At 68.2% G+C, this 13,404-nt stretch carries 13 protein-coding genes; 3 read left to right on the top strand and 10 right to left on the bottom strand.

Annotated elements, in window-relative coordinates; translation table 11 throughout:
* Positions 1–2: 2 nt before the first annotated feature.
* The 6 genes from GQY20_RS04955 to GQY20_RS04980 form a co-directional block, all read right to left on the bottom strand.
* The gene (locus GQY20_RS04955) at positions 3–1,370 is read right to left on the bottom strand and encodes a heterodisulfide reductase-related iron-sulfur binding cluster (protein ID WP_157215885.1); all 1,368 of its coding nucleotides are present in this window, start codon (positions 1,368–1,370) and stop codon (positions 3–5) included.
* A gap of 29 nt (positions 1,371–1,399) precedes the next feature.
* Positions 1,400–1,819 carry a rubrerythrin family protein gene (locus tag GQY20_RS04960; RefSeq protein ID WP_157215886.1) on the bottom strand — a complete coding sequence of 140 codons (420 nt, stop codon included), beginning with the start codon at positions 1,817–1,819 and terminating at the stop codon, positions 1,400–1,402.
* Positions 1,820–2,034: 215 nt separating this feature from the next.
* A complete protein-coding gene (locus tag GQY20_RS04965) occupies positions 2,035–2,232 on the bottom strand; it encodes a hypothetical protein (protein WP_157215887.1) in 198 nt (65 codons plus the stop codon).
* A 78-nt stretch (positions 2,233–2,310) separates the two neighbouring features.
* Positions 2,311–3,867, bottom strand: a complete 1,557-nt coding sequence (gene treF / locus GQY20_RS04970) for an alpha,alpha-trehalase TreF (protein WP_157215888.1) — start codon at positions 3,865–3,867, stop codon at positions 2,311–2,313.
* 75 nt (positions 3,868–3,942) lie between these two features.
* A complete protein-coding gene (locus GQY20_RS04975) occupies positions 3,943–5,526 on the bottom strand; it encodes an FAD-binding protein (RefSeq protein ID WP_157215889.1) in 1,584 nt (527 codons plus the stop codon).
* A gap of 228 nt (positions 5,527–5,754) precedes the next feature.
* The gene (locus tag GQY20_RS04980) at positions 5,755–6,918 is read right to left on the bottom strand and encodes a Rieske 2Fe-2S domain-containing protein (protein WP_157215890.1); all 1,164 of its coding nucleotides are present in this window, start codon (positions 6,916–6,918) and stop codon (positions 5,755–5,757) included.
* Positions 6,919–7,035: 117 nt separating this feature from the next.
* Here GQY20_RS04980 and GQY20_RS04985 point away from each other — a divergent pair, with 117 nt between their 5' ends.
* The gene (locus GQY20_RS04985; protein ID WP_157215891.1) at positions 7,036–7,653 is read left to right on the top strand and encodes a TetR/AcrR family transcriptional regulator; all 618 of its coding nucleotides are present in this window, start codon (positions 7,036–7,038) and stop codon (positions 7,651–7,653) included.
* 8 nt (positions 7,654–7,661) lie between these two features.
* On the opposite strand, the gene GQY20_RS04990 is transcribed toward GQY20_RS04985, so the two are convergent.
* Both GQY20_RS04990 and GQY20_RS04995 read right to left on the bottom strand, forming a co-directional pair.
* A complete protein-coding gene (locus GQY20_RS04990) occupies positions 7,662–9,047 on the bottom strand; it encodes an RNB domain-containing ribonuclease (RefSeq protein WP_157215892.1) in 1,386 nt (461 codons plus the stop codon).
* A gap of 193 nt (positions 9,048–9,240) precedes the next feature.
* A complete protein-coding gene (locus tag GQY20_RS04995) occupies positions 9,241–10,044 on the bottom strand; it encodes an SDR family NAD(P)-dependent oxidoreductase (protein ID WP_157215893.1) in 804 nt (267 codons plus the stop codon).
* Between the two features lie 116 nt (positions 10,045–10,160).
* Here GQY20_RS04995 and GQY20_RS05000 point away from each other — a divergent pair, with 116 nt between their 5' ends.
* Complete coding sequence (locus tag GQY20_RS05000) at positions 10,161–11,102, top strand: GlxA family transcriptional regulator (protein ID WP_157215894.1); 942 nt, start codon at positions 10,161–10,163, stop codon at positions 11,100–11,102.
* Between the two features lie 54 nt (positions 11,103–11,156).
* On the opposite strand, the gene GQY20_RS05005 is transcribed toward GQY20_RS05000, so the two are convergent.
* Positions 11,157–11,822 (bottom strand): O-methyltransferase, encoded by a 666-nt coding sequence (locus GQY20_RS05005; protein ID WP_157216167.1) that lies wholly within the window; start codon positions 11,820–11,822, stop codon positions 11,157–11,159.
* Between the two features lie 95 nt (positions 11,823–11,917).
* Here GQY20_RS05005 and GQY20_RS05010 point away from each other — a divergent pair, with 95 nt between their 5' ends.
* Positions 11,918–12,550, top strand: coding sequence for a TetR family transcriptional regulator (locus GQY20_RS05010; protein WP_157215895.1), 633 nt, complete (start codon positions 11,918–11,920; stop codon positions 12,548–12,550).
* Positions 12,551–12,572: 22 nt separating this feature from the next.
* Here GQY20_RS05010 and mddA read toward each other — a convergent pair whose 3' ends face one another.
* Positions 12,573–13,319 (bottom strand): methanethiol S-methyltransferase, encoded by a 747-nt coding sequence (gene mddA, locus GQY20_RS05015; protein WP_157215896.1) that lies wholly within the window; start codon positions 13,317–13,319, stop codon positions 12,573–12,575.
* Between the last annotated feature and the right edge of the window lie 85 nt (positions 13,320–13,404).

The following is a 13,404-nucleotide window of genomic DNA, read 5'->3' on the forward strand; positions in this document are numbered from 1 at the left end:
GGCTACAATCCATAGGCGCGGGCGAAGATCTCGATCGGGCTCGCCTGCCGCGGCGCGGCCTTGCCTTCGGGCAGCTCCGCCGAGACGAGCTGGCCGAGATGCTTGCATGCCAGCGGGCAATCCGAACAGAGCACGTCGCCCTCCTTCTTGGCGATCTGCCGCGCCGTGGGCTTGCCGACCTTCACCGCCGCTGGGCGCGTCTCCTTCATCACGCCGAAAGTGCCGCCATGGCCCGAGCAACGTTCGATCAGCTCGATCGTCGCGTCGGGGATCAGGCGCAGCATCTGGGCCGATTTCGCGCCCATATTCTGAGCCCGCGCGTGGCAGGCATGATGCAGCGTCACCGTCGCGGGCAGCGACTGGAGGCCGGGTGCCAGGCCATGGTCGCGCGACAGCTCGACGACATATTCGCTGATGTCGCGCGTGGCCGCGGCGATGCGCTTCACCGCTTCGTTGCGGGGCAGGATCAGCGGCCATTCGAATTTGAGCATCAGCCCGCAGCTCGCGGTCAGCGCGACGATGTCATAGCCCTGCTCGACGAGCGGCAGAAGTTCGGCGGTCACCTCCCCGGCGCGTTTCGCCACCGCCGCTATGTCCCCGGCCTCGAGCTGCGGCATGCCGCAGCAGGCGGGATAGGCGAAGCGGCTCTCGACGCCCTGCCTGGCGAGCACCGAGACCGCCGCGACTGCGACGTCGGGCGTGTTATAGTCGGCAAAGCAGGTCGCATAGAGCGCCACCTTGCGCTTGCCGAAGGCCGGCCCCGCGGGATCGGGTGCGGGCGGTTTCTTCAGCCGGTCCTCGGCCGTCTTGCGGTGGAATTTGGGCAGGATCGCCTCGCGGTCGATCCCGGTGGCCTTCTCGATCGCCGCGCGCGCCGGCTTGTTGTCGACGTCGCTCAGCCAGTTGGCGAGGCCGGCGACGGGCTTGGCGAGGCGTCCGTTGCGATCCGTCCTGCCGAGCTGCTCGCGCACGAATTCGCCGCCCTCCGCCTTGCGCATCGCCGCACGGTGGCGGAGCATCAGGTGCGGGAAATCGACGTTCCACTCGTGCGGCGGAACATAGGGGCACTTCGTCATGAAGCACATGTCGCAGAGCGTGCAGGCCTCGGTGACCTTGGCGTAATCCTCCTTGGGAATGCCGTCGACCTCGCCCGTCGGCCCTTCGTCGACCATGTCGAACAGCCGCGGGAAGGAGTCGCACAGGTTGAAGCAGCGCCGGCATCCGTGGCAGATGTCGAATACGCGCTCCAGCTCCTTTTCCACGGACGCGAGGTCGTAGAAATCCGGATCCTGCCAGGCGATGGGATGGCGGAAGGGAGCATCGAGGCTACCCTCCCGCGAACCCGCCGCGGGCGGCTTGTCGGCGGCCATGGCTCAGCGCCGCCGCAGCGGCCGGCCCATCAGGCGTCGAGACCGTCGAGGGCACGCTGGAAGCGGCCCGCATGCGAACGCTCGGCCTTGGCCAGCGTCTCGAACCAGTCGGCTATCTCCTCATGGCCCTCGTCACGCGCGGTGCGGGCCATGCCGGGATACATGTCGGTATATTCATGGGTCTCGCCGGCGATCGCGGCCTGGAGATTCTTGGAGGTCTCGCCGATCGGCAGGCCGGTGGCGGGATCGCCGACCGATTCCATGAATTCGAGATGGCCATGCGCATGGCCGGTCTCGCCCTCCGCGGTGGAGCGAAATACGGCGGCGACGTCATTATAACCTTCGACGTCGGCTTTCTGCGCGAAATAGAGGTAGCGGCGGTTTGCCTGGCTCTCTCCGGCGAAGGCGGCTTTCAGATTCTCGAGCGTCTTGCTGTTCGCGAGGGACATGAGGGACTCTCCTTACGGGGCCGCTCCGGCGAAGAGCTCAGGCGGCCTTCCGGCGTCTATCCTAGGGAGACGAATCCGGGCCGTCCAATCGAAAGCTTCGATGCCAGTGAGTGAGTGGCTTCGTAAGTCGGACGAGACGATCGCAGCAAAAACTAGTTGGGCCGGGACGGCAATCGGAGCCCGGCCCAAATGAAGAAAGGCGCGGTTGCGCGCGATCAATGCTTGGCGTGCGATTTGCCTTCCGCTTCGGCCGCCTGGAGATCGGCAGCCTCGTCGCCGTCCAGCGCCTGTTCGGCATCGCGCGCGGCCTTGGCGACACGATCCTTTTCCGAGGCAAAGGCGGCTTCGTCCTTGTCGAATTCGCGGGCGGCCTTGTAATTGCCTTCGCCCATATCCTTCTTGTCCACGCTCATGGCACGGTCCTCTCCATAGCCCCGCCCACGCGCGAACAAGCCACGGATGGCCGAATGGTTCCGGCCGGCTTCGGACCCTCAGGGTCCCTCATCGATCAATTCCGCCACGACGCCATTGGTCCAGCCGAAGCCGTCCTGCAGCGGATATTCGCCCCCGCCGCCGGGTTTCGTCTCCTCGACGTCATATTTCTCCAGCATGCGCCCGCTCGCGCGATATTCGCGCTCTGCGGTGGCGATGAAGCGGGCCGAGAGGGTGTCGGCGGTCTTCCGCTCGCCATAGCGGCGCAGCCCGGCCACCGCGATCCACTGCAACGGCGCCCAGCCATTCGGCTTGTCCCATTGCTGGCCGGTCATGACGGTGGTGGTGCGCAGGCCGCCCGGCGCGAGCAATCGGGCGCGCACCGTCGCCGCCACCGCCTTCGCCTCGGCCGGCGTGGCGAGGCCGGTGAACAGCGGGGCGAGCGTCGCGCCCGACAGGATCGATGTCGCCGCCCCGTTCGACCAGAGGATATCGGCGAAGCGTCCCTCCACCGGGCGCCACATCCAGCGCCGCATCGTCGCCCGCCGCAGCCGCGCCTCGCGTTCATAATCCGCCACGCAGCCGCGATCGCGTTGCTGGCGGCAGGCGGCCGCGATCGCCCGCTCCATGCCGTAGAGCAGGGCGTTGAGATCGACCGGCGCGATCGCGGTCGTCCGGATTGTCGCCAGGGTGCGGCCGTCGGCCAGCCAGCGCGCGCTATAATCCCAGCCGCTCTCCGCGCCCGCGCGCAGATCGCGATAGACCTCCGCCGCCGGCCGCTTCGGTGCCGCCTGCGCTGTCAGCACATCCTCGCGCCAGCTTTCGTCGCGCGGGGTGGCGCGATCGTCCCAGTAGCGGTTGAGCCGGTTGCCGTCCGGCAGGCGCACGACGCGGCCGCCGCGCATCCAATAGTCATGCTCGCGCCGCAGCTCGGCCAGGCGCCGCTGCCGTACCGCCGGCGTGGTGACGCGCGAAAGCCCGATCATCAGCCAGAAGACGGGCGGCTGAGATCGGCTGAGATAATAGCTGCGGGTGCCGTTCGGAATGTGGCCGTAGCGATCGATCAGCGATCCGAAATCGTCGATCATGTCCTCGACGAGATCGTCGCGCCCGTCGCGCGCCAGACCCAGCATCGTGAAATAGCTGTCCCAATAATAAAGCTCGCGGAAGCGGCCGCCCGGCACGACATAGGGGCGCGGCAGGGCCAGCGCGCTGCCGCGCGGATCGGCCGGCGCGGGCGGACGGGTGAGCTCGGGCCAGAGCATGCGGATATGTGCGCGCACCGGCGGGCGGGCGGTGCCGGCGCCCGGCGTCCGCGCTTCGGCCAGGCCCGCGGCCGGCGCGTCGGGCACGATGAAGTTCGCGGCGACGAAGGCCTTGAGCGCAGTCTCGCCCTCCGGCCGCTCGCGTCGCCAGCCCGCCAGGATGTCCGCATCGGGCCGCCGTGCGGTGGCATCGGCGAAGCTTTTCCCGTCGGGAAACAGCCGCGCCATCTGCACCGCCGCGAACAGATCGCCGAACCGCTCCGCCGGGGAGGCGGGCGGCCCCGCATCGCGCGCGGCCGCCGGAATGGCGAATGCCGACGCGGCGATGAGCAGAAGGATACGCATCTGCATGAGGACGATGTGGCGCCAGTCGGCGCGGGAGGCAAGTCCGCCCGCTTCCTCCCCCGAGGTGCAGGATGAGAAAGATCACTTCCCGCCGGTCATGTCCATCGCAGCGTAATAGGAAAACACCATCGAGGTCCCGATCGGCGTGCCTGGCGCGGGATAGGCTTCGCCCGAGGGCGCGGCCATGGTGTCGCCGGCGGCGTAGAGGCCCGGGATGATCGATCCGTCCGCGCGCAGCACGCGCGCGTCCGCGTCCGTGCGCAGGCCGCCCTTGGTGCCCAGATCGCCGAGCCCCACTTGCGCGGCGTAGAAGGGGCCGTCGGTGATCGGGATCAGGCAGGGATTGGGCGATCCCACCTGGGTGGTCGCGGCGAGGCCGAACATCTCCGGCAGCTCGGTGGCGATATAGATGTCATAGGGCGTCTCGCCACGGTGGAAATCCGCATCGATGCCGGTCTCGGCGAAATGGTTGAAGCGCGTGACGGTCGCGGCCAGCGCATCGGCCGGCACGCCGATCTCGCCGGCCAGCCCCGCGAGCGTGTCGCTGCGTTTCCACAATCCGGCGGCCTCATAAGTCTCGAAATCGAGGATCGGCATCGAATTGTAGACGGAGGGGAGGGTGGGGCCGAAGCGCGCGTCCCAGATCCACCAGGCGGGAACATGGCTGACGCCGGTTGCGTCGCCCGCGCGCATCCGCCGGCCGAAGCGGTCATAGGGTCCGGTCTCGTTGCCGAACCGCTCGCCCGCGCCGTTGACGATGATTCCGCCGTTCACCGCGGCGATGAAGCCGGTGCGGCCGTTGGGCTGGACGAGGCCGGGCATGAACCAGCATTCGGAGAGCAGATCGCTCGCCGCCCCGATCGCCAGCCCCGCGCGGATCGCCTTGCCGGTGCCGCCCGGCGCGCCGGCCGACCATGAAGCCGATCCCGCGACGCCATGCTCGTCCCGCATCGCCTGGTTCCGCTCGAACCCGCCGGCGGCGAGCAGCACGCCCCGCCGCGCCCGGAGGCGCAGCCGCCGCCCGCCGGAGACCGCCTCGATCCCGATGACACGGCTGTCCTCGACGATCAGCGCGTCCATCTCGGTTTCGGTTCTCAGCTCGGCCCGGCCGGTGCCCGCCACGGCGAGCAGCAGCCGGCCGACCAGCGCACGACCGCCGCCGAGCGGATCAGGCTCTTCGCGCCCGGCAATGTCCGCCGCCATGGAGAGGCGGAGCTTGCCCTCGAACGGGCCGAGATCGGCCATCGGCAGCGGATCGACCAGCACGTCGCGCCCGCGCGGGTGGGCCGGTGGGCAGCCGATGTCGCCGAAATAATCGGGAAAGGCGAACCAGCTGAAGCGGATATGCGGGCTGCGCTCGAGATAGGCGACCACCTTCGGTCCACCGCGCACGAAGGCGGTCTGCAGCGCGGCCGGGGTGCGATCGCCGACCACGCGCCGGACATAGTCGAGCGCCATGTCGTTGCTGTCGTCCAGCCCCGCGCGCTCGGCGGCGACGCTGCCCGGCAGCCACACCGCGCCGCCCGAATAGCAGGTGGTGCCGCCGAACTTGTCGGTGCTCTCGACGAGCAGGGTGGAAAGCCCCTCCGATGCGGCGACGAACGCCCCGGTCAACGCGCCCGCGCCGCCGCCCACCACGATCGCGTCATACTCCCCGTCCCACATGATCTGATGATCCTTTTCCGCTGGTTCCTCCCTCTCATGCGGGCCTGCGACATGCGCACATCGTTGATTTAGAGCTTTTTCCTCTTCGTTACCCCAGCGGAAGCTGGGGTCGCTCTCCACAGTCCCCCGGCTGCCGGTCGAGAGCGATGCCAGCGTCCGCTGGCATGACGGGGAAGAAACTCTATGGAACCGATGTGTGAATGCCGTAGCCCCAAGGGGAGAGGCCCCTCACTCTGCCGCGCCCGCCAATTCCTCCGCCCACACCTGGTTGGCGTAGTCCGTATCTACCTGCTTCTCGAAACGCTCGACCGACTGGCGCCGCACGTTCGCGCGATCGACATAATATTGGTCGTACCAGGCGCGCAGCCGGTAGACCGGCCCGTCCGCCTCGCAGAGCAGCGGATTGTCGATCCGCGCCTTGCGCTGCCAGATGCGCACGTCCTGAAAGGTCGCGCCGCGCAACATCTCGTAATTGTCGAGATGCCGCCGATGATTGGCCTCGGCATCGAGATCGGGGTGCTTGCGGGTCAGAACGCCCATGCCGAGGCGGAACCTGCCCGGCGTGATCGGCAGGATGCTGAGGAACAGCACCGAATGGAGCACGCCGATCTCCGGAAAGCGCCACCACAGATAGTCGACCGAATAGGCCGGCCCGTGCCAGCTCGATTCCGAGCGTAGATAGCCGTCGATCCGCTCCGGATCGCCCAGATAGGGGGCGTCGCGCGGGTAGCTCGGCGTGGCGTCGTCCGATCCGGATTCCAGATATTGGGTGGCGACCTGCCCGTCGAACACGCATTTGAAATAGCCGGGCTGGCCGCCCTTGCGCTCGCCATGGACATAGAAGAAATGCGCCATGTCGGCGAGATTGTCGATCAGCTCGCGCGGATGGTTCTCCACGATCTCCTCGCACCACGCCCAATCCTCGCTCCAGTCGTCGCCTTCCGTGCCGGCGATATGCGGCAGATCGACGTCCGGCGGCGCGCCTTCGGGATCGTGCCAGATCACCAGATGCTTGTTCGCCTCGTGCGCGATCCAGGATCGGGTGACGGCGCCATAGGGGATCTTGCGGGCATAGGGTACCGCGGTGCAGCGCCCGTCGCCCGCCCAGCGCCAGTCGTGGAAAGGGCAGGCGATCGTGTCGCCCACGATCGTGCCGTCGGACAGATCGCCCCCCATGTGGCGGCAATAGGCATCGAGCACGTTCAGCGTGCCGTCCGCGCCCTGGAAGACGACCAGCTTCGTGCCGAACGCCTCGATCGCATGCGGCTTGCCGTCCTTGAACAGTGAGGCCGGGCCGAGACAGTGCCAGCCGCGCGCGAAGCGCTCCGGCAGCGGGCTGCTCTCGATCATGCGCACGGGGCGCGCCTGCGGGCGGGCGTCAGCTTCGGCCATGGCTCCTCTCCGATCCTTTTTGATAGATACGGTACCGATGGTTTCGTTTTACGGCAGGCGCCGCTACAGTCAATCCGGGCGACGCGAAAAGGGACTGGCGATGACGCGATATCGGACATGGCGCTGAGCGCTGCGGCGGCAGGGGAGCAGGCGGCGGTTCGGCCGCGCGCGGGCCGCCCGCCTGATCCCGAACGGGGCGACGCGATCCTGGCGGTAACGCTCGATATCCTCGCCGAGCGCGGCTTTGCCGGCCTGACGGTGGGCGAGATCGTGGCGCGTGCGCATGTCAGCAAGGCAACCCTCTATCGCCGCTGGCCGACCAAGGAGGAGCTGGTGATGGCCGCCTTCGACCGGCTGCCCCGCCTCGTTCTGGCGGACCGCGGCGATCTGATCGAGGAACTGCTCGACCTGTTTGGCCAATATGCCCGCCTGCTCCATGCGACGCCGTTGGCAAGCGTGCTGCCCGGGCTCGTCGCCGAATCCGCGCGCAATCCCGCCCTTGCCGCAAAGCTTGCCGCCACCGTCGCCGAACGCCGCCGGCCGGGGCGGGAGGCACTGGCCCGCGCCGTCGTCCGCGGCGAGCTGCCGCCCGGCCTCGATCTCGATCAGGCGAACGAGATCGTCATGGCGTTGCTCGTCCAGCGCTCCTTCCTCGATCGCGAGCGGTTGTCTGCAGGGCAGTTCCGGCCGTTGCTGGAGATCGTCGTCGCTGGGTTGCGGGCAGGCGCTTCCTGAGCCCGCCCTCATCCCACCCGTTCGAACGCTACCAGTCGCCGCCCCGGATCCGCGGTCGTCAGCTTGACGCACAGATCGTCGCCGGGGCGCGATCCGTCGGCGGTGACGCGGGTGACGACGGGCAGGTCGCGCAGCTGCATGCGCGCGCCGCGATCGTCCACGTCGGTGACGACGGCAGGAAATATCTCGCCTTCGCGACCGCTCAGCATCACCGCCTCGGCCAGGTCGATCACCGCGCGTTCCACCTGGCCGCTCTTGGCGTCGGCGCGCGCCATCACCGCGGGCAGGCGTCCGAAGGCGTCGGTCACCACCTCCGGCACGGCGTCGCCATTCGCGATCGCCAGCGTCGCGCGCACCACATAGCGGTCGGCCAGCCGGCGCAGCGGCGCCGTCGCCTGGGCGTAGGTCGCGGCCATCGCGGCATGCCAGGGCGTCACCCCCTCGCGCCAAGGCTCGTAGCTCGCGCCATTGCCCGCGCGGCGGATCGCCAGCATGAACGCGGCTTCGCGCGGATCGCGCGCGTCCAGCGTCCGCTCGAACTGCTCCAGCGTCGCATAGGCCGGCCAGTCGAGGCCGAAGGCGACGGCGGTGTGTCGCAGCCGGCCGACGGCGTGCGCATCGGGCGGCGCCATCACCCGGAACAGGCCGGTACGATGCGCGTGCAGCGCGTCCGCGATGGCGAGATTGGTGGCGAGCGAGAGCATCGCGTTGCGGTCCTCCGAGAGGAGCCGCGCGCGGAAGGTGAGGGTGAAGCCGTCCTCCTCCACCTTGCTTACCTCCTGCTCGGGCGGATCGACGCGGGCGGCGCCGCGGCGATCCTCGTTCGCCTGCATGCGCGCGGCGAGCTCTGCAAAGCCCGGCGGCAGATCGGCATCCCGCACGCTGTCATAGGCAAGCTTCGCGGCGCTTCGGACGATGGCGCGTTCGGCGCCGTCCAGCGTCACCGCGCCGTCCGGCGCGATCCGCACGGTGAAGATCACTGCCGGGCGTGGCCCGTCCGGCAGCAGGCTCGCCGCGCCTTCGCTCAGCACGGGCGGATAGAGGCCGGCTTTGCCGTCGGGCAGATAGAGCGTCTCCCCGCGCCGCCAGGCCTCCGCGTCGATCGGAGATCCGTCCTCCACGAACCAGGCGACGTCCGCGATCGCATAATGAAGGAGGAGATCCCCGCCGCTCGGCTCGATCGCAAAGGCCTGGTCGAGATCGGTGGAGGTCGCCGGATCGAGCGTGACGAACCGGGTGGCCGTGCGATCCGCATGCTCGACGGGCGCACGCTTCGCCGCCGCCTCGGCCGCCGCCAGTACGTCGGGCGGGAAGGGGCCGGGCACCTGATACTGGTTGCGGATCGCCTCCAGGCCGGACGCGAGACGATGTTCGGGATCGACGAGCGCTTTCATGGCGCCGTCTTAAGCGATCCGGGTGCAAAGGGAACTTCAACCTCCCTTCATCCCCCCAACGGGGAGGGGGACCATGCGCAGCATGGTGGAAGGGTTCCGGGTCGTTCAGGGCGCGACGTCGAGAACGACGCAGGCGAGAACGCCTTCCACCGTCTTCGGCGCTCCCTCCCCCTCTGCGAGGACGAAGGTGCCATCACGCCGCGATCCGATAGCGCGGCGCGGGCCGGGCGGCGCTCAGATGGTCGCTCATCGCGCGGCGTGCGGCTTCATAGGCGGTCCATTCCGCGCCGTCCTGCAGCGGCGGGATGGTCACCACCTCGCCCGCATCGAGTCCGACCAGCGCGGCGTCGACCATGTCCTCGGCGCTCATCACCCATTCGCGCGGCAGATTGTCGTGGCTGCCGATGCCGGCGATGTTCCAGAATTCGGTGGCGGTCGCGCCCGGCAGCACCGCCTGCACGCGCACGCCCTTGTCGGCCAGTTCGTGCTGCAGCGAATGGGTCAGCGCCAGGACGAACGCCTTGCTGGCGCCATAGACGCCATTGAGGATCTCCGGCGCGATCGCGACGATCGAGGCGATGTTGACGATGGTGCCCTCGCCCCGCTCGGCAAAGCGCGGCGCGGCGGCGTAGGTGAGCCGGGTCAGCGCGGTCACGTTGAGGTCGATCATCGCCTCCATCGCGTCCGGATCGCTGGCGAGCAGTGGCGTCGCGGCTCCGAAGCCGGCATTGTTGACCAGCATGGTGATGGCCGCATTGTCGCGTAGCACCGCCTCGACGCGGCGCAGGTCCGCGGCCTTGCCGAGATCCGCTGTGATCGCATTCACCGATCGGCCGGTGGCGTCGGTGATGCGGCGCGCCGCCTCCTGCAGCCGGTCGGTGCTGCGCGCCACCAGGACGAGGTCGTAGCCGCGCCGCGCCAGCCGGTCGGCATAGATGGCGCCGATGCCGCTCGATGCGCCGGTGATCAGGGCGGTGCCCTTCGCAGTCTGGGTCATGGATGGTCTCCTTCTCGCTGCCCCGAGGTCGGGGCGATGCGAGACATGTAGGCCGCTTGCTTCATGTCCTGAATGTCGTATAAACGGCAAATCAGGACATTTGATGGGAAAGCGCGATGCGCAAGGTCGGCTTCATAATCTATCCCGGCTATTCGCCGATCGGCTTCGCGGTCAGCACCGCGTTCGAAATGGCCAATCTCGAGCGGGACGAGCCGGCCTATGATATCCGCATGATCTCCCAGCATGGCGGCCTGATCCGTACGTCGCAGGGCTTTTCGGTGATGACCGAGCGGTTCTCGCGCGAATCCTATGATCTGCTGATCGTCGGCGGGGGGATGGAGGATGCCTCGCCCGATACGGTGGCCTTCGTGCGCGAGGCGCCGGCCCATTGCCGCCGCATCGCCGCCACCTGCCTCGCTGCCTTCGTGCTGGCCGAGGCGGGTTTGCTCGACGGGCGGCGCGCGACCACCCATTGGGCGCGCGCGCAGGAATTGCGGCAGCGCTATCCCGAGATCCGGGTCGAGGAGGACCGCATCTTCATCGCCGACGGCAATGTCTGGACGTCGGCCGGCATGACGGCGGGCATCGACCTTGCCCTTGCGCTGATCGAGGAGGATCTGGGGCTGGAACTGTCGCGCGCCGTCGCGCGCAAGATGGTGCTCTATCACCGCCGGGCGGGCGGCCAGTCCCAATTCTCCTCGCTGCTCGAACTCGAGCCGAAGACGGACCGGATGCAGAAGGTGCTCACCTACGCACGCCGCAACCTGACGAGCCGGCTCAGTGTCGAGGAGCTGGCCGAGGTCGCCCATCTCTCGCCCCGCCAGTTCAGCCGCGCCTTCCAGGCCGAGACCGGGCAGTCGCCGGCCAAGGCGATCGAGCATCTCCGGCTGGAGGCGGCGCGCGCGATGATGGAGGACAGCAACCACCCGATCGACGTCGTCGCTCAGCAAACCGGCTTTGCCGATCGCGATCGCATGCGCCGCGCCTTCCTGCGCGCCTATGGCCAGCCGCCCCAGGTGATCCGCCGCAACGCGCGCGGGCTGGCGGTGGCGGCATAGGATCCCTTTTGAGCCTTCTCCCGCTTGCGACAGAAGGCTCAGGGGCGAGCGACCTCACCCCATCCGCATCGAGAGCTCGACGTCCGCCGCGAACGGCACCGACACATAGGCACGCTCCGCCGAACGCACGCGGGCGAGATAGTCCTGGCTCCAGTCCGCATTGTCGGCGACGATCAGCGCGCCGGGGCGCAGCCGGCTCTCCACCCGGTCGAGAATGTCGGGGTAGAGCGCCTTGGCGCCGTCCAGCAGCAACAGGTCGATCGTCTCGGGCAGGTCGCGGCCCAGCGTCTCCAGCGCGTCGCCCTCGCGGATCTCGACGAGGTCGCTCACCCCGCCGGCCACCAGATTCGCGCGTGCCCTGGTCACCTTGGACGGCTCGAACTCGCTCGTGATCAGCCGCCCGCCGCCATTGTCGCGCAGCGCCGCGGCGAGATGCAGCGTCGAAAGGCCGAAGGAGGTGCCGAACTCGACGATCGACCGTGCGGCGATCGATCGCGCCAGCATGTAGAGCAGGGTCCCCGTCTCGCGTGAGACGGCGAGGGCGGCGTCCTTCATTCCCATGTAGACATCGCGATATCCGGTCCGGCTGGTCAGCAGGCGGGTGCGCTCTTCTTCGGTCATGCTGGCGAAGGCAGGCGGAATGGCTGCGAAGGACGCCTCGGCTTCGGCGAACAGGCGATCGAGCAGCGGCGCGATGGGGGCGGTGGTCAGGCTGGACATCATGGGTCTCCGGTGCGGCAAGGCGGTGGCCTTGCGTCGTCCCGAAAAATACGATTAATCATTCGCGTTTCGCTATTCGCATTCCGGAGCCCGATGTGACCGATCGACCAATTCCGCGGATTTCTGCCCGGAAAGGCCCGAAGCAGGCTCGCTCCGCGCAGCTGGTGGCGGACATATTGGCCGCCGCCGTTCAGGTTTTGGAGAAGGAAGGGGCACAGCGCTTCACCACCGCGCGCGTCGCCGAACGGGCGGGGGTCAGCGTCGGCTCGCTCTACCAATATTTTCCCAACAAGGCGGCGATCCTGTTCCGCCTCCAGGCGGACGAATGGCGCGAGACCGGCGCGCTGCTGCGCGATCTGCTCGCGGACCCGTCTCGCCCGCCGCTCGATCGCCTGCGAACCGCCGTGCACGCCTTCGTCCGTTCCGAGTGCGAGGAAGCCGCCATGCGCGGTGCGCTCGACGATGCGGCCCCCCTCTATCGCGATGCCCCGGAGGCACAGGAGCCGCGTCTGGCCGGCACGCGCACCCTCCAAGCCTTCATGGCCGAGGCGCTGCCCGGTGCGCCGGATGCCACGCGCACGCTTGCAGCCGAGCTGGTGATGATGACGCTCGGCGACGTCGGCAAGGCGATCTCCGAACGCCACCGCGCACCGGAAGCGGCGGAGCCTTATGCCGCCGCGCTGGCGGACATGCTGTGCGGCTATCTGGAAGGGCTGCGCGTGCGGTGAGGGCGCAGCCCCACACAGCATCTCAGTCGCCGCCCCGCCGTAGCCGCGGCACCAGCTTGCCGACACGCTGCCGGTAGCGCGCATAATCCGCGCCGAACATGTGCAGCAGATCGCGCTCCTCCAGTTCGATCGCCACCAATATGTAGAGCGACAGGCCCGCCGCCAGCAGCAGGTGGCCGAGCGTCATGTGCGGCGTCGCCCAGAAGGCGATCAGGAAGCCGCTGTAGAGCGGGTGGCGCACGAAGCGGTAGAAGAGCGGCTGCCGCAAGGTCGGCGCGACGCCGTGGGCACCGCGCAGATTGGCCCAGACCTGCTTGAGGCCGAACAGCTCGAAATGGCTGATCAGGAAGGTGCTGACGAGCACGATCGTCCAGCCGAGCGCGAACAGGATCCAGAGCAGCGGAGCCGCCACGCCGCCGCGCAGGTCCCACAGGGCGTGAGGCAATGGTTGCCAGAAGCGCATGAGGACGATCAGCACGATGCTCGAGACGAGCACGTAGATGCTGCGCTCGATCGGTTCGGGCACGATCCGTGTCCACCATGCCTTGAAGCCGCGCCGCGCCATGACGCTATGCTGCAGGCCGAACAGCAGGATCAGCCCGGCATCGATCGCGAACCGGCCTTGCAACGAATGCAGTTCCGGTTCAGGCCCGTCGATGGTGCGGGGCAGTCCGGGAGCATCTGCAATGAAACCGATAAGATAAAGAAAAGTCGCGAAAAAGACAAAATAGGCAGTGACGCCGAAAAGAAGGTAAGACGAACGCGCCATGGCCGGTCTCCCCTTGCTTTATATGAGGCCGGCCAATCTATCATGATTTGTGGCGATAATAAACGAACTCCAAAAGGGTGGGATT

It is taken from the genome of Flavisphingomonas formosensis (assembly GCF_009755815.1).
Classification (GTDB): Bacteria; Pseudomonadota; Alphaproteobacteria; order Sphingomonadales; family Sphingomonadaceae; genus Flavisphingomonas; species Flavisphingomonas formosensis.